13 protein-coding genes and 4 pseudogenes are annotated in these 16,786 nt (G+C 60.8%); 15 read left to right on the top strand and 2 right to left on the bottom strand.

Features of this window, described 5'->3' with window-relative positions; all coding sequences use genetic code 11:
- Positions 1 to 153: 153 nt before the first annotated feature.
- Positions 154 to 792, bottom strand: coding sequence for a class I SAM-dependent methyltransferase (locus H9K75_RS23775; RefSeq protein WP_226858703.1), 639 nt, complete (start codon positions 790 to 792; stop codon positions 154 to 156).
- An 84-nt stretch (positions 793 to 876) separates the two neighbouring features.
- On the opposite strand from H9K75_RS23775, the gene H9K75_RS08890 reads away from it, so the two are divergent.
- From H9K75_RS08890 to H9K75_RS08825, 15 genes and pseudogenes are all read left to right on the top strand, one after another.
- Positions 877 to 1,641, top strand: a complete 765-nt coding sequence (locus tag H9K75_RS08890) for a glycosyltransferase family protein (RefSeq protein ID WP_187725491.1) — start codon at positions 877 to 879, stop codon at positions 1,639 to 1,641.
- Positions 1,642 to 1,663: 22 nt separating this feature from the next.
- A complete protein-coding gene (locus tag H9K75_RS08885) occupies positions 1,664 to 2,770 on the top strand; it encodes an MraY family glycosyltransferase (RefSeq protein WP_187725490.1) in 1,107 nt (368 codons plus the stop codon).
- Between the two features lie 123 nt (positions 2,771 to 2,893).
- Positions 2,894 to 3,783 (top strand): annotated as a pseudogene (gene argB / locus H9K75_RS08880) (acetylglutamate kinase).
- Between the two features lie 212 nt (positions 3,784 to 3,995).
- Complete coding sequence (gene slmA / locus H9K75_RS08875; RefSeq protein WP_187725489.1) at positions 3,996 to 4,646, top strand: nucleoid occlusion factor SlmA; 651 nt, start codon at positions 3,996 to 3,998, stop codon at positions 4,644 to 4,646.
- Between the two features lie 238 nt (positions 4,647 to 4,884).
- Entirely contained in the window at positions 4,885 to 5,337 is a 453-nt protein-coding gene (locus H9K75_RS23770) for a hypothetical protein (RefSeq protein WP_226858615.1), read from the top strand.
- 383 nt (positions 5,338 to 5,720) lie between these two features.
- Positions 5,721 to 6,389, top strand: a complete 669-nt coding sequence (locus H9K75_RS08870) for a TetR/AcrR family transcriptional regulator (protein WP_187725488.1) — start codon at positions 5,721 to 5,723, stop codon at positions 6,387 to 6,389.
- Positions 6,390 to 6,481: 92 nt separating this feature from the next.
- Positions 6,482 to 8,277 (top strand): annotated as a pseudogene (locus H9K75_RS08865) (acyl-CoA dehydrogenase C-terminal domain-containing protein).
- A 47-nt stretch (positions 8,278 to 8,324) separates the two neighbouring features.
- Positions 8,325 to 8,759 carry a DUF2147 domain-containing protein gene (locus tag H9K75_RS08860; RefSeq protein WP_187725487.1) on the top strand — a complete coding sequence of 145 codons (435 nt, stop codon included), beginning with the start codon at positions 8,325 to 8,327 and terminating at the stop codon, positions 8,757 to 8,759.
- Between the two features lie 87 nt (positions 8,760 to 8,846).
- Positions 8,847 to 11,248, top strand: a pseudogene (locus H9K75_RS08855) (3-hydroxyacyl-CoA dehydrogenase NAD-binding domain-containing protein).
- Positions 11,249 to 11,250: 2 nt separating this feature from the next.
- A complete protein-coding gene (locus H9K75_RS08850; RefSeq protein WP_187725486.1) occupies positions 11,251 to 11,730 on the top strand; it encodes an endonuclease domain-containing protein in 480 nt (159 codons plus the stop codon).
- A gap of 40 nt (positions 11,731 to 11,770) precedes the next feature.
- Positions 11,771 to 12,967, top strand: a complete 1,197-nt coding sequence (locus H9K75_RS08845; protein WP_187725485.1) for an acetyl-CoA C-acyltransferase — start codon at positions 11,771 to 11,773, stop codon at positions 12,965 to 12,967.
- A 27-nt stretch (positions 12,968 to 12,994) separates the two neighbouring features.
- Positions 12,995 to 13,827: pseudogene (locus tag H9K75_RS08840) on the top strand (acyl-CoA thioesterase).
- Between the two features lie 77 nt (positions 13,828 to 13,904).
- Positions 13,905 to 14,681, top strand: a complete 777-nt coding sequence (locus H9K75_RS08835; RefSeq protein ID WP_187725484.1) for an enoyl-CoA hydratase — start codon at positions 13,905 to 13,907, stop codon at positions 14,679 to 14,681.
- Between the two features lie 76 nt (positions 14,682 to 14,757).
- A complete protein-coding gene (locus H9K75_RS08830; protein ID WP_187725483.1) occupies positions 14,758 to 15,120 on the top strand; it encodes a hypothetical protein in 363 nt (120 codons plus the stop codon).
- 386 nt (positions 15,121 to 15,506) lie between these two features.
- Positions 15,507 to 16,100, top strand: a complete 594-nt coding sequence (locus H9K75_RS08825; protein WP_187725482.1) for a bactofilin family protein — start codon at positions 15,507 to 15,509, stop codon at positions 16,098 to 16,100.
- Positions 16,101 to 16,224: 124 nt separating this feature from the next.
- Here the strand turns inward: H9K75_RS08825 and H9K75_RS08820 are convergent, their stop codons facing one another.
- Positions 16,225 to 16,659: an acyl-CoA thioesterase gene (locus H9K75_RS08820; RefSeq protein ID WP_226858614.1), complete on the bottom strand. Its 435-nt coding sequence runs from the start codon at positions 16,657 to 16,659 to the stop codon at positions 16,225 to 16,227.
- Between the last annotated feature and the right edge of the window lie 127 nt (positions 16,660 to 16,786).

The raw sequence follows: 16,786 nt of genomic DNA, 5'->3' as shown, positions 1-16,786 counted from the left end.
CCGCAAACCCGTCGCCGAGATCCGCGAACACCTGCGAGGTGAACAAAGCATGCGCAGGTTCGCTGTCCTCGGCCTGATCGGGATTGTCACTGACGGGTGCGGTTTCGGGGTGCGCGGCGCCGATGAACTGGTAGGCGAGCGCGTCGGGCGTGTTCAGCAGAAAGCGCGCGACAGCGGGAGGCAGGTCATCGAAGCGGGTCTTGAACTCGGAATCGGGCAACTCGCGCCGGACCGTATCCAGCACGTCGATGCGCCAGGCGTTCTCGCCCAGAAAGCGTGCCAGAGACCGGCGCGTGAAGAAGCGCAGATGGGTGCGGTCAAGCAACCCTTCATCGCGATAACGGAATTCGCCTTGCAGCAATTCTGCGACCAGCCCCGCGTAGCCAGCGTTGGGCACCGACACCAGCAATTGGCCCCGGGCTTGAGGAGTTGCCTGCAGGCTTGAAGAATCCGCTCGGGCTGGCGCAGGTGCTCGAGCACGTCGGCACAGACAATGTAGTCGTAGTGTCTATTTGAAAATAATGTAAGTAAATTGCAATTTTCGAGGTCGGCAACTTCCACTTGACGGTAGTGCGGACGCGCGTGCTCCGCCTCGGCGTCACTCCATGTCAGGCCGTCACTTGTGCAACCGAGAGTTTCATGGAGGTACTGTCCCAGCGCACCGCTGCCGCAGCCCAGATCGAGCACCGTGGCACCTTCGTGGACTAAACTTGCGATTACGGAAAGCGATGTGCGTTCGCCGGGGCGGATTTTGCGCAGGTAAACGTGCAAATCCTCAATATTCTGTGTCATCCCCGAATTATGACCAAGGCTCAACGCTTGGCGGGAATCAATTAATGACACGGCCAGGGTCTGTAACGAGGACAATACACGCCAATGGATTCCGAGATAACAACTCCAAAGCGTCTGGTCGTGTCGATTGTCAGCCACGGACACGGTACAGCCGTTACAGAACTGTTGGAGGATTTGAGGCGATTCAGTGCCGGTTCCGTTCATCGGGTGGTCATCACGCTGAACAAGCCCGCGGAGGAGTTGCAATGGCCCGCAGATCCTTTGTCCGCGTGGCCATTCGAGTTTCAGGTGCGCCGCAACGACCATCCCTTGGGATTCGGCGAAAACCACAATCGGGCACTCGCAGATGCGGTCGAAGAATTTGTCTGCGTGCTCAATCCGGACATCCGTTTGATCGCAGATCCGTTTGCAGACTTGGTGGGTTGCGCGGCGCAATCGGGCGTGGGTTGCGCCTATCCGGTGCAGGTCGATGAGGCCGGCCAGGTGCAGGACAGCGAACGTGCGTTACCTACACCTGTTGCGCTTTGGCAACGCCGCGCGCTCGGTCACGCCGAAAAACGGCTGGATTGGGTCAACGCCGCCTGTCTGGTTTTGCCAGCCGCCGTGTGGAGGCAGGTTCGGGGTTTTGACGAGCGTTATTTCATGTACTGTGAGGATGTCGATCTGAGTCTGCGTATTCGCCTTGCCGGTTTGTCGATCGTTCGTGCTCCTGTACGCGTCATTCATGCAGCCCAACGTGCGAGTGGGCGATCACTTTCTCATTTGATCTGGCACGTGAGCAGTCTGCTCCGTTTGTGGAGTTCGTCGGTCTACCGACGGGCGCGCCGCCTCGCGCCAATGCCCAGGTGACACCGGTGACAGCAGGACGCACATGATCTGGTTGTCGCTGATCGCTTTTCTGGTGGCGGGCATGACGGCCGCGCTGATCATCCGTGCGTTGCGTGGACGCCGGACGCCGCATTACGACGAGTTCAAACCGCAACGCTTTCACACGGGCGAGGTGCCGCGCATGGGCGGTATCGCGCTGCTGACCGGACTGTTCGTCAGTTGGGGGTCGGGCGTGATACTGACCACCCACGCAGGTGATCCGGGCTCGCTCAGGCTCGGCAACTGGGCGTACTGGTGGATGGTGGCGCTGCTTCCGGCGGCGCTCGGCGGCATCATCGAAGACATGACGCAGCGCATGACGGTGCGCTACCGCCTCGGTCTCACGCTTCTGTCTGGCGTGCTCGCAATCTCGCTGCTGGGCATGACGATCCCTCGCCTCGGCGCGCCCTGGCTGGACGCGCTGCTGGTGCAGGCACCGTGGATCGGCATGGGCATCGTCTTGCTGGCCATTGCTGGCCTGCCGCATGCATTCAACATCATTGACGGCTACAACGGCCTGGCGGGGATGGTGGCGCTGGTCATCAGCCTTGCGCTCGCCCACGTCTGCCTGCAGGTCAACGACCGTGCGCTCGGCTCACTCATCATTTGCCTGTCGGCCGTGACCGGCGGCTTCCTGATCTGGAACTACCCGCGCGGCATGCTGTTCGCGGGCGATGGCGGGGCCTACATCTGGGGTGTGGTGATCGCCATGGTCAGCATTGCGCTGGTGCAACGCAACCCGGAGGTGTCACCCTGGTTCCCGGTGCTGCTGCTGATCTACCCGATCTGGGAGACGCTGTTCTCGATCTACCGCAAGCTGGTGCGCGGGGTGTCGCCCGGCATGGCGGATGCGCTGCACTTTCACCAACTCATCTATCGCCGCATCGTGATCGGCGTGTTCCACGATGACGAATCACGCCGCATGTTGATGCGCAACAACCGCACATCGCCCTATCTGTGGGCCTTCACGATGCTGACCGTCGTGCCTGCCATCCTGTTCTGGAACAAGACCTGGGTGCTGATGGCGTTCTGCGGACTGTTCGTGGTGAGCTATGTGGTGGCCTATCTGTGCATCGTGCGCTTCAAGGTGCCGAACTGGCTCAAGCATTGATTGCTGCTGCTGGACGCCAGCGCGCGATTCTGGCGGCCTTGCTTCGGCTCCTCTGTGTTTGCGGCACAATTTCAGGTTATTCCATTCCCTGACCTCATTCCATTTTCGGAAGGCCTTCAACCCATGAACGATCTTTCCTCGATTGCCCGCGCGACAAGGCAGAAATCCTGGCACAGGCGCTGCCCTACATCCGCAAGTTCCATGGCAAGACCATGGTGATCAAGTACGGCGGCAACGCGATGACCGATCCGGAACTGCAGGCCGACTTTGCGGAAGACGTGGTACTGCTCAAACTCGTCGGCATGAACCCGGTCGTGGTGCACGGCGGCGGCCCGCAGATCGAGACCGCTCTCAAGCGCCTGGGCAAGAAGGGCGAGTTCATCCAGGGCATGCGCGTCACCGACTCCGAAACCATGGAAGTGGTCGAGTGGGTGCTCGCCGGTGAAGTGCAGCAGGACATCGTCGGCCTGATCAACCAGGCGGGCGGCAAGGCCGTGGGCCTGACGGGCCGCGACGGCGGCTTGATCCGTGCCAAAAAGCTCAAGTTGCTCGACAACAAGGATCCCAACCTCGAACACGACGTGGGTCAGGTCGGCGACATCGTCGCCATCGACCCGAGCGTGGTGAAGGCGCTGCAGGACGATGCATTCATCCCGGTGATCAGCCCGATTGGCTTCGGCGAGGAAAACGAGAGCTACAACATCAACGCCGACGTGGTGGCCAGCAAGCTGGCCTCGGTGTTGCAGGCCGAAAAGCTGGTGCTGCTGACCAACATTCCGGGCGTGCTCGACAAAGCCGGCAAGCTTTTGACCGAGCTGACCTCACGTGAGATCGATGACCTGATCGAGGACGGCACGATTTCCGGTGGCATGCTGCCCAAGCTCGCGGGCGCCATCGATGCGGCCAAGAGCGGCGTGAACGCCGTACACATCGTCGATGGCCGGGTGCCTCATGCCATGCTGCTGGAAATCCTGACCGATCAGGCGTACGGCACCATGATCCGAAGCTACTGATTCATTTCGGTCTTTACAAATCACCTGCCGGACCGCATTTTTCGGTCGGCAGGTAGGCTGCATGCGGCTTTGCGCAAGGGTCTTGGCGTTTTTGGAATCTACTGAAACTGGTTCGGCAATTGCAGGAACTTGCAATGTATCAGCGCCTACGAATGCTATGAGACGGGCGAGTGTGCGAAAATTCTGCTTACAACTGTTGCGAATGCAATCCTATGTCCTCAGTAGAAGAATCCGGAATCTCGAACCCTGCGGTGCCAGTGGCAGCGCGCAAGCGTCCGCGGCCGGGCGAGCGAAGGGTGCAAATCCTTCAGGCGCTCGCCACCATGCTGCAGCAGCCGGGCGCGGAACGCATCACCACCGCCGCGCTGGCCGCGCGCCTTGAGGTGAGCGAGGCCGCGCTCTATCGCCATTTCGCCAGCAAGGCGCAGATGTTCGAGGGCTTGATCGAGTTCATCGAAAGCAGCGTGTTCACGTTGATCAATCGCATCACCGAGCCGCACGGGGAAGGCGAAACGCCGGTCAACGGCACGGATCAGGCCATGCGCATCGTGACCATGGTGTTGCAATTCGCCGAGCGCAACCCGGGCATGGTCAAGGTCATGGTGGGCGATGCCCTGGTGTTTGAAAACGAACGCTTGCAGCAGCGCATGAACCTGTTCTTCGACAAGATCGAGGCCTCGCTGCGCCAATGCCTGCGCGGTGGCGCGGACGCCGCGAGCGCCGCCGCCCCAACCGCCGAAGCCCAGCGCCGCGCGGCCTTGCTCGGAGATCTGCTGCGCGGACGCCTGCTGCGCTACGTCCGCTCGGGCTTCAAGAGCACACCCGCCGCCGACGTCCAAAACCTGCTCGAAGCCATGCGTTGATCAGGACGGCACCGAGAATAAAAATCCGCCCATTGAACTGATCCCAAGAAGTTGGGCAGTTGAATATTGGAGGCCCAAGGCCTGTATTTTTGAGCGCAGAGTCGGTTGAGCGCCTCACCTCGAAGACGGGCCGTCTCTGATGAATCTGATGTGATGCGCCGAAGCGATGCGTATCAGTGCGAGGACGCGGCGACGGGACAACCGGCCATGGCAAAGACAACGGCAGAGGTGAAAGACCATGAGGACATTTGGCTCAAGGAGATGTGCTGCTTTATTGGCGGTAATCTTTTTTGTTACGCCCTTGCGCCCCATTGCCTGCTCCCTTGGAGGCTTGGAACATACCGTTGTCTTCGAGTCTCGTAGCGCTGCTTTGAGTGCAGGGGAGGAGCGGAAGTTTGCTGAATGGTTTGTGTGGAGCCGCGACGTAAGACCGCTATCTGAGATTGATATCAGCGCGATCTACTTTCGCAAAGACCTTCGTTCCGAAACGCTGTCAAAGGAGCGAGTGAATGCAATCAAGCGCTTACTTGATCCGCTGAATACGAACAATCTTCCAGTCACTGTCGATACAGGCCTTGGTAACCGCGAGGCATATGGCCCAACGCACAAAGTGTACGATTCTGTATTGATCATCGTTTCGCCCACTTGCGCCGAGACAGGGACTTGTTGCCCCATTCCAATCAAAAAATAGACCGCCCTGGCATGACTAGGACAGTTCAACCATCTAAGGCCGACCGTCGTCGGCCTTTGTTTTTTTTGTGCATCCCTTGCACAGTCCCTACCGAAGTTGCGACTTTTCGCAAACCATGATGGAGTGACCTTCAATGTCTGCGAGAAGAACCCAGCCAAGCAAATGATCGCACCTGAAGCGGCAAAACGCGTACACGCTGCCGTTTCAGCTCGATGAGAGCGCAGACAGGTCTTTGAGGGCCAAAGATTGCGGCGCGATTCCATTTCACTTGGGAAATGGCCTCTCAAGGGTTTTCCCTGCAATTACAAGAAGATAAGGTCAAACGCTGGTGTTGTGATCGACTTTTGTGCAAAATAGCACGATCGTTCGTTTTATTGATCCGCATGACCGCAACCACATCCACTCGCAAGACCGCGCGCGTTTCCGCTAGTCGGGAGGGCCGGGTGTTGCACAAGGGGCAGCAGACCAAGTCCGTCATCATCGAGGCAGCGCTGGGGCTGGCTACGCACATTGGTCTGGAAGGGCTGTCGATTGGCGCGCTCGCCGACGTGACGGGCATGAGCAAGTCCGGTGTGTTCGCCCATTTTGGCTCGCGCGAAGAGTTGCAGATTTCCGTGATTCGGGAATACCACACGCGTTTCGAGCAAGAGGTCTTTTATCCCGCGATGACCGCACCGCGCGGCATTGATCGGCTGCGCGCGATGTTCGACAACTGGATGAAGCGCACGTCGATCGAACTGGATTCCGGCTGCATCTACATCAGCGGCGCGATTGAGTTCGATGACCGCACGGGGCCCGTGCGCGACGCGCTCGCGAATTCGGTGCTCACCTGGCACGCCGCGATGAAGCGGGCCATCGAGCAATGCATCGAATGCGGTCAGATCAAGGCCGATGTGGATGCCAATCAGATGCTGTTTGAAATCCACGGCCTGATTCTGGCGCTGCACTACGAGGCCCGCTTCCTGCGCACTCCCGGCTCGATCCAGCGCGCGGTCGGGGGCTTCAACAGCATTCTTCAGCGCTACGGCGCCGCCGCGCTCGCGGCAACGTGATGACGGCCTGAGCAACGACTTTCGATCTTCAGCAGACACCTGCCTCTTTCCGATTTCCCCATAACACTCTCACCCCATTTTCTGGAGTCCACATGCCCACATACACGCCGCCGCTCCGCGACATGCAGTTCCTCATGCATGAAGTCTTTAAGATCACCGACGACTACCAGCAGATGAAGTCGTATGCCGAGGTCGACGCCGACACCATCAATGCGGTGCTCGAAGAGGCCGGCAAGTTTGCCGCCAACGTGACCTTTCCGCTCAACATCAGCGGTGATGACGAGGGCTGCACGCTCGACAAGACGACACGTGAAGTGACCACGCCCAAGGGCTTCAAGGACGCCTACAGGCAGTTCATCGAAGGCGGCTGGCCGGCGCTCTCCTGCGACCCCGACTACGGTGGCCAGGGCCTGCCGTTCGTGGTGAATTCTGCGCTCTATGAAATGCTCAACAGCGCGAATCAGGCCTGGACCATGTATCCCGGCCTCTCGCACGGCGCGTACGAGGCGCTGCATGCCTATGGCACGGACGAGCAGAAGAAGACCTATCTGCCCAAGCTCACGAGTGGCGAGTGGACCGGCACGATGTGCCTGACCGAGCCGCACTGCGGCACCGATTTGGGTCTGCTGCGCACCAAGGCCGAGCCGCAGGCGGATGGCACCTACAAGATCACCGGCAACAAGATTTTCATCAGCGCGGGTGAGCATGACTTCACCGAAAACATTTTGCACCTGGTGCTCGCGCGACTGCCCGATGCGCCCGTGGGCTCCAAGGGCATCAGCCTGTTCGTCGTGCCCAAGTTCCATGTGAATGCCGATGGTTCGATCGGCGAGCGCAATCCGATCTTCTGCGGTGCGCTCGAGCACAAGATGGGCATTCACGGCAACGCCACCGCGCAGATCAACATCGACGGCGCCATCGGCACGTTGGTGGGCGAGCCCAACAAGGGCCTGCAGGCGATGTTCGTGATGATGAATGCGGCGCGTCTGGGCGTGGGCAATCAGTCGCTCGGCCTGACCGAAGTGGCTTATCAGAACGCGCTCAGCTACGCCAAGGACCGTCTGCAGATGCGCAGCCTCTCGGGCATCAAGGCCAAGGACAAGCCGGCCGATCCCATCATCGTGCACCCCGACGTGCGCCGCATGCTGCTCACCGCCAAGGCATATGCCGAAGGGGGCGGGCGCTCATCACCTACAGCGCGTTCCTGATCGACAAGGAACTCCATCATGCCGACGAAAAGGTGCGCGCGGACAGCGCCGATCTCGTCGCGCTGCTCACTCCCATCGTGAAGGCCTTTGTCACCGACAACGGCTGGACGGCCACCATGCTCGGCCAGCAGGTCTTTGGCGGCCATGGCTATATCAAGGAATGGGGCATGGAGCAGTTTGTGCGCGATGCGCGCATCAACATGATCTACGAAGGCACGAACGGCATCCAGGCGCTCGATCTGCTGGGCCGCAAGATTCTGTCGAACCAGGGCGCCTCGCTCAAGAAGTTTGGCAAGCTGATCGGCCAACTGGTGGAAGAAGAAGGCGTGAACGAAAAGATGGCCGAGTTCATCAATCCACTGGCGATGCTGGGCGACCAGATGACCAAGTTCACCACCGAGATCGGCTTCAAGGGCATGCAGAATCCCGACGAAGTGGGCGCGGCGTCGGTGGACTACCTGCGCGTGGCGGGACACCTCGTGTTCGGCTATTTCTTCGCTCGCATGGCACAGGTTGCGCTGCGCGAAATCGGCAGCGGCAACACCGATCCGTTCTATCAGGGCAAGCTGCAGACGGCGCGTTTCTACTTCGCCAAGCTGTTCCCCGAAACCGCGTCGCTGATGCGCAGCGCGCGTGCCGGATCGAAGTCGCTGATGGATACCGACGCAGCACTGGCCTGATTGTTGGCCAGGCTGAAATCTCGAGCACTTTTTTCGAAGGAGGCCGTATGAAGAAGTTGTTTGCAGCCGTGCTGGGCATGGCGCTTGCCGCACCCGCGTTTGCGCAAATGTCACCCGTGGGTCTCTGGCGCAACGTCGATGACAAGACCGGAGAGGCCAAGGCCGAGGTCCGCATCACCGAAGACGCGGGCGCTCTTGTGGGGCGCATCGAGAAAGTGCTAAAGAAAGGCGCCGATCCTGCCGCCGTGTGCCATGAGTGCACCGGCGACCGCAAGGACAAGCCGATGGTCGGGCTCGACATCATCCGCGGCGGCAAGAAGGAAGCCGACAAGGATGTGTGGTCCGGCGGCAAGATCATCGATCCCGAGAACGGCAAGGAATACCGCGCAAGCCTCACGCCCACCGACGGTGGCGCCAGGCTGGAGGTGCGCGGATTTCTGGGGCCGTTCTGGCGCACGCAAACCTGGCAGCGTGTGAATTGACGCCCCTTGGGTGCGTCTGCTGTCCTGACCTGCTCCGCAGCCATCGTATGCATGGCCGAAGAAAAAATTCAAAGGAAAACCAACCCTATGTCCAGATTCCAGGTGAAAAAAGTCGCCGTGCTCGGCGCGGGCGTGATGGGGGCGCAGATTGCGGCCCATCTCGTCAATGTGAAGGTGCCCGTGATCCTGTTCGACCTGCCTGCGAAGGAAGGTGCCAAGAGCGCGATTGCGGAGAAGGCGATTGCCAATCTCAAGAAGCTCAAGCCCTCGCCGATCGGCGTCGCCGAGGATGCCGATCTGATCCAGCCCGCGAATTATGAGGAGCACATGAAGCTGCTCAAGGGCTGCGACCTGATCATCGAAGCCATTGCCGAGCGCATGGACTGGAAGCTCGACCTGTATCACAAGATCGCACCGTTCGTTGCCAAGCATGCGCTGGTAGCGTCGAACACCTCGGGCCTGTCGATCACCAAGCTCTCTGAAGCGCTGCCCGATGCGATCAAGCCGCGCTTTTGCGGCATCCACTTCTTCAATCCACCGCGCTACATGCAACTGGTGGAACTGATCAACACGCCAACGACCAATCCCGAGGTGCTCGATCAGCTCGAAACCTTCGTGACGACGACGCTCGGCAAAGGCGTGGTGCGAGCGCACGATACGCCCAACTTCATCGCCAACCGCATCGGCATCGCGGGAATGCTCTCGACGATGAAGCAGGCAGAGAACTTTGGCCTGACCTACGACGTGGTCGACGATCTCACCGGCAAGAAACTCGGGCGCGCATCGAGCGGCACGTTCCGCACGGCCGACGTGGTGGGGCTCGATACGATGACCCATGTCATCAAGACGCTGCAGGACAACCTGAGCCTTGAAACCGATCCGTTCTACGGTAATTTCGGCACACCCGCCGTGTTGCAGAAACTGCTCGACCTGGGCAACCTCGGTCAGAAAACCAAGGCCGGGTTCTTCAAGAAAGTGGGTAGCGACATCCTGCAGTTCGAGATGGACAGCGAGGAATACATTCCAGCGGGTCAAAAGAGCGACGAGGTCTACGGACGCATGCTCAAGAAGCCCGCAGGCGAGCGCCTGAAGCTGCTGCGCGGTGCCGAAGGCGCGCAAGGCCAGTTCCTGTGGGCGATCCTGCGCGACAGTTTTCACTACGCTGCGGTTCATCTTGAGCACATCGCCGACACTGCGCGCGATATCGATCAGGCCATGCGCTGGGGTTTCGGCGTGAAGCAAGGCCCGTTCGAGCTGTGGCAGGAAGCCGGCTGGCTTGAAGTGGCGAAGATGGTTCAGGAAGACATCGACGCGGGCAAGGCACTTGCCAATGCGCCATTGCCCCAGTGGGTGTTCGAAGGCCGGTGGCCGACGCCGGTGGCGTGCACACCGCGCAGGGCTCGTGGAGCGCATCGCAGGGCAAGTTCATTCCCCGCCGTGAACTGCCGGTCTACGAGCGCCAGATTTTTCCCGAAAAGTTGCTCGGCGAAACCAATCTCCCCGATTGGCAGACCGCCGGCACCACGATTGCCGAAAGCCGGGCGCTGCGCACCTGGACACTCGATGGTGAGGTGTTGATCGCCAGCATCAAGAACAAGATGCACGCCATCAGTCCCGAGGTCATGGAAGGGCTGATGGAAGCCGTTGACGTGGCCGAAAGCGATTTCAAGGGTATGGTGATCTGGTCAGGCGACGCGCCATTCAGCGTGGGTGCCGATCTGGAAGCAACCATGCCCGCGTTCGTAGTCGGCGGAGCGGATGCAATCGAAAGCATCGAGCAGGAGCTGCAGAACATGATGCTGCGCATGCGATACGCGCAGGTGCCGGTGGTGGCTGCGATACATGGCATGGCGCTTGGCGGTGGCTGCGAGCTGGCGGTGTACTCCGCGCGCCGCGTGGCGCACATGGAGAGCTACATCGGCCTCGTGGAGGTCGGCGTCGGTCTGGTTCCGGGCGCGGGTGGCCTGACCTATATTGCCCGCCGCGCGGCCGAGAATGCGGCGACGAGCACCGGCAAGGACCTGCTGCCGTTTCTCACCGAAGGCTTCACCGCTGCGGCCATGGCCAAGGTCGGCACCAGCGCCATCGAGTCCCGCAAACTCGGGTATTTGCTGGACAGCGACATCATCGTCGCGCACAAGGACGAGTTGCTGCACGTGGCGATTAACGAAGCCAAGGCGATGGCGGACTCGGGCTGGCGTGCGCCGCTTGCCCGCACGTTCCCGGTCGCGGGCCGCAGCGGCATCGCCACGATTCGCGGATCGCTCGTGAACATGCGCGACGGCGGCTTCATCAGCGAGTTCGACCAACACATCGCCACCCTGATCGCAGAGATCGTCTGCGGCGGCGATGTGGACGCGGGCACGCTCGTCGACGAGCAATACCTCATGAAGCTCGAGCGCAAGGCGTTCACGCATCTGATCGCGCACCCGAAGACGCATGAGCGCATTCTCGGCATGCTGAATACCGGCAAGCCTGTGAGGAACTGATCATGCTTGCCGAAGCGCGCGACATCCAGCACCGCCCGGAAAACCCCCTCTCCCGCGAGCGGGAGAGGGATGGGGTGAGGGTGCCGCGCGCCCGCGCGCTTCGGCAGAATTCGACCGATGCCGAACACATGCTTTGGCAGAAACTTCGGTCCAGGCAAATCGACGGGGTGAAGTTTCGTCGCCAGCACCCGGTGGGTAGCTACTTCGTGGACTTCGCGTGTGTGCCCAAGCGTCTGGCCATTGAACTGGATGGTGGTCAGCATGCTCACGGCAGCGCCATCGTTTACGACGAGCACCGTACGCTGTTTTTGAAGAGCGCAGGCTGGCAAGTATTGCGCTTCTGGAATCACGAAGTCATCGGCAATTTGGAGGGTGTGCTGGAGGTGATCCTGCATGCCTTGCGAGAGCCGACGTCACCCTCACCCCAACCCTCTCCCGCAAGCGGGCGAGGGAGCAATTCAGCCCTCATTGACGCTCGTTGAGATGGACGAGCAACAGAATAGTCAGACAAGGAATCTGGTCATGAAACAACAGCAAGACGCCTACATCGTTGCCGCTACGCGCACGCCGATCGGGCGTTCGCACAAGGGCTTTTTTCGCAACTACCGTCCGGATGATCTGCTCGCGACGACCTTGAAGGCCGCGCTTGCGCAGGTGCCGAGCCTCGATCCCAAGGCGATCGAAGACATCATCTGCGGCTGCGCGATTCCGGAAGCGCAGCAGGGGCTGAACGTGGCCCGTATCGGTGCGGTTCTGGCGGGTTTGCCGACCAGCGTCGGCGGCATCACGGTGAACCGTTTCTGCGCCTCGGGCCTGTCGGCGGTGGCCATGGCTGCCGACCGTATTCGTGTGGGCGAGGCCGATGTGATGATCGCGGCTGGCGTGGAGAGCATGAGCATGGTGCCGATGATGGGCAACGCGCCGTCGCTTTCTCCGTCGATCTTCGAGCGTGATGGGGATGTGGGCATTGCCTACGGCATGGGTCTCACGGCGGAGAAGGTGGCGCAGCAGTGGAAGGTGACGCGCGAGGCGCAGGATGCGTTCGCGCTCGAATCACACCGCCGCGCGATTGCGGCGCAGCAGGCCGGTGAATTCGCGAGCGAGATTATGCCCATCGAAGTGGCGGATCGCGGTTTGAATCTCGCCAAAGGCGAGACCGTGCAGAGCACGCGCACCGTGAATCTCGACGAAGGTCCTCGTCCCGATACCTCGCTGGAAGGACTGGCCAAACTGCGCACGGTTTTCGCCGCGCGCGGCTCGGTCACCGCAGGCAATAGCTCGCAGACCAGCGATGGCGCCGGTGCGTTGATTCTCGCCAGCGAAGCGGCCATCAAGCGCTTCGGGCTCACGCCGCTCGCGCGATTCGTGAGCTATGCGAGCAAGGGCGTGCCGCCGGAAATCATGGGCATCGGCCCGATCGAGGCAATACCCGCCGCACTGCGCTACGCCGGACTTCATCAGGACGACATGGACTGGATCGAGCTCAACGAGGCATTCGCCGCGCAGTCGCTTGCGGTGATCAACACGCTCGGACTCGACATGTCCAAGGTGAACCCGATGGGCGGCGCAATCGCTCTGGGTCACCCGCTCGGCGCGACCGGCGCCATTCGTTCGGCCACCGTGGTGCACGCGCTGCAACGCAAGAAGCTCAAGTACGGCATGGTCACGATGTGCGTGGGCATGGGGCAGGGCGCTGCAGGTATCTTCGAGCGGGTGTGAGTCAGGAAAAAACGGCACACTCCCACCATGACAAACCAAGCCACGATTCATCCTCTGGACGATGCTTTGCTGCTGGAGGCCCGCGAGCCCGGCATCTTCACCGGCCGCACCACCCACGCCTACTGGAACATGGTGGGGCCTTTCGGCGGCATCACGGCGGCGACCTTGCTGCAGGCGGTGCTGGCGCATCCGCAACTGCTCGGCGATCCGCTGTCGCTGACCGTGAATTTCGCGGGCGCGGTGACGGAAGGCGCGTTCACCGTGAAGGCCACTCCGGTGCGCACCAATCGCTCGACCCAGCACTGGATCATCACGCTGGAGCAGCCGGGCCCCGACGGACAGATGCTCATCGCCACGACGGCGACCGCAGTGACTGCGGTGCGCCGCGCCACATGGGGCGTGACCGACACGCCGATGCCGCAGGTAGAGAGCCCGGGGCACTTCGAGCGCGCTGAGCCGGCTTTTCGCTCGCAATGGCTGAGTTCATACGAGATGCGTCCCGTGTCCGGCAATCTGCCCGCCGTGTGGGACGACAGCGGCGACAGCAGCCTCTCGCAGCTATGGGTGCGTGATGCGCCCGAGCGTCCGCTGGATTTTCAGGCGCTTGCCGCCTTGTCCGACGTGTTCTACCCACGCCTGTGGCTGCGCCGTGCGCGCCAGGTGCCTGCGGGAACGGTGTCGATCACCACGTATTTCCATGCGAATCGCGAGCAGCTTGCGACGGTCGGCAGCGGCTTCCTCTTTGCGCAGGCCAAGGGCAGGAATTTCGCAATGGCTTCTGTGATCAGACGGCACAATTGTGGAGCGCCGAAGGCCTGATGCTGGCCACCAGCAACCAAATCGTCTACTACAAGGAATGACGTTTGCGCGCAGCACACAAAAATGTGCCGTGCGCGGACCTTCCTGTCCGCACATCCATTGATCAGGAGTCACACACATGAGCACGCCCGAGCAGGACATTCTGGTGCACCAGGAGCAAGGTGTCACGACCATCACGTTCAACCGCGTGAGCAAGAAGAACTCGCTCACCGCAACGATGTACGCGCAACTGGCGGATGCGCTGGAAACGGCGGCCAGGGATGCAGCGGTGCGCGTCGTGGTGTTCCAGGGCGACGTGGCAGTCTTCAGCGCGGGCAACGACATCGGGGATTTTCTGAAGAACCCGCCAGCGGGCCGCGACGCGCCGGTGTTTCGTTTTCTGCGCCAGATTGCCACCTTCCCCAAACCCCTGCTGGCGGCCGTCTGCGGACCTGCCGTGGGTGTCGGCACCACGATGCTGTTCCACTGCGATCTGGTCTATGCGGGCGACAACGCGGCGTTCTCCATGCCGTTCGTGAATCTGGGGCTGTGTCCCGAGGCCGGTTCGAGCCTGCTCGTGCCGCAGATGCTCGGCTATCACCGCGCGGCGGAAGCGCTGCTGCTGGGCGAACCGTTCATGGCCGAAGCGGCGCTTGAAGTGGGCCTCGTCAACCGCGTCGTGCCGCCGACGGAATGCAACATGGTCGCCCAGATGCAGGCCAGAAAGCTCGCGGCGAAGTCGCTGGCATCGCTGATCGAGACCAAGCGCCTGCTCAAGAAAAGCAATGCCGATGAACTATTGGCACGCATCGACGAAGAGGCCACCAGCTTTGGCCGCATGCTTGGCGAGCCGGCTGCCAAGGAAGCCTTCACGGCCTTTCTGGAAAAGCGCGCTCCCGATTTCAGCCGACTGTAAGAGACCATGCGAGCCTTGGGATAGACAGCGAGCGTCGAGCGTGGCACGTCAGGGACGACAAGAGAGCGCCCGTCAAATGAAACGGTTAATTTCGTTCATTTGGCTCTTTGGCACACTGGCATTCGGCAGTGTTTCCAATGCTCAGGATGATGTCGGCCTCAAGCAAGGCATGAGAATCTCCAAGGCCCGTGCCGTTGTTTTGAGGCAGGGCTGGCTTCCCAATCCTTCGAAACACTCCCGCGAATCACCCATGTGGGGACTGCAAAAACGCATATACCAACAGGGGTTCAAAGAAATCGACCAGTGCGCGGTCGACCGCCCCGTATGCCTTCTGAAATACAAGAAAGATAAGGCCTGCCTCGAGTTGGAGATCGAGGGCGAAAAGGCTGGCAGCATGCGGGTCATTGGCTGGAGCCACGCGTGTGAACCCGATAGCTAATTTGACGGGTCACCCAGGCCCATTCGGTGGTGTTGGCGACGCCTTGCTCTGTTTACCGAAGCAAGCACTGCAAGTACATGCATCGTGCGAGCCATTTGGTTACGCTTCTTGCGTAACCAGACGGTTGGCGTCCTGATTACTCATTACGATTCTTTGCCAATGGGTACGCGTGATAGTCGCTGGCTGACAAACAGTGCGGCAATCACACATCAACGTACATGGAGTTGATCGGCTGCACAGCATTCCAGATTTTCCGCGCAGGCTCGCACCGCGAGCCCGAGTGGACAATCGGGGCTTGTTTGACGATGGGCGCGCATGTGGCGTAAGGTATCCAAGGAACAGATCCTCGGCGGATTCTCGAGCAAGTGTTATTTCAAGGAGTATTGATGGCAGTTCAAAACCCATTTTTCGGCAAGCGTGATTCCGATACCCTGCAACCTCGTCAGCCGGGCTCGGTATTGGGAAGCGGTTCATCGCTGTCTGGCGGCAGTTCGGCGACGACACCGTCCTCGTCGTCATCGGCGGGACTGGGCTCGGTCACGAGCAAGTCTGCAGCGAGCCCTGCCAGCGAGTCTGCCGGCAGCAAGCTGACCGTCGGCCCGAACATCAAGCTCAAGGGTGTCGAGATCACCGATTGCGACACCTTGGTGGTCGAAGGCACGGTCGAAGCGACGATGGATTCGCGCGTTATCCAGATCACGGAACAGGGCGCTTTCCGTGGCTCTGCCGAAATCGACATCGCCGAGATCCATGGCGAATTCGACGGTACGCTCACCGTTCGCGACAAACTCGTGATCTACAGCACCGGCAAGGTCAGCGGCAAGATCCGTTATGGCAAGGTGGTGATCGAAGAGGGCGGCCAACTCTCCGGCGAGATCGAAGCGGGCATCGGCAGCAATGCTGCATCGCGCGGCAACGCAGCGGCCTCGTCGACATCGACCTCCGGCAGCACGAGCGCCTCGGCATCCACGGTTTCCTGATCGAGCGATCCTCATCCTTAGCGCGACGCGCAAGATACTCCAAGACAAAAGGCGATGCATATTGAATGCATCGCCTTTTTTGTCTGTCTGGCAGGTCTGCTGGCGGCGCGGCCCGTGCGATCGCTCAGGCCTTCTTCGGGATCACGCGTGAATGACCTTGATCGTCGATGGCGACGTAGGTCAGTGTGGCCTCGGTGACCTTGATGTGCTGGCCTTGCAGCGTCATGCGTTCGGCGAACACTTCCACGTCCACGGTGATCGAGGTGTTGCCCACGCGACTGATGCGCGCGAAGAACGACAGGATGTCGCCCACACGCACCGGTTGCTTGAAGGTGAATTCCTTCACCGCGACCGTTGCCACGCGGCCTTGCGCCAAGCGAGCGGGCAGCACCGAACCGGCAAGGTCGACCTGGGCCATGACCCAGCCGCCGAAGATGTCGCCGTTGCCGTTGGTGTCGGCGGGCATGGGGATGACGCGCAGAACCAGTTCCTTGTCGTCAGGTAGTCGGGGCGCGATGATGCGCAGGGTTTCGGGATCGGTCATGGTCGTTGTGCTCATGAAATCGGTTCGACACTGTTGCCGCAAACGGCAAAAGCATATGCAGGGTAAACCCTGATTATCGAGTAGATCGAACGCAAGGGCCGCAATTCGGCGATTCGGCCCTTGTCCGGACGCAGTCATCGCC

Source organism: Diaphorobacter aerolatus, from assembly GCF_014489535.1.
Taxonomy (GTDB): Bacteria; Pseudomonadota; Gammaproteobacteria; order Burkholderiales; family Burkholderiaceae_C; genus Diaphorobacter_A; species Diaphorobacter_A aerolatus.
Note: the sequence above shows the minus strand (reverse complement) of the source record. Positions and strands in the feature narration are given on the sequence as shown.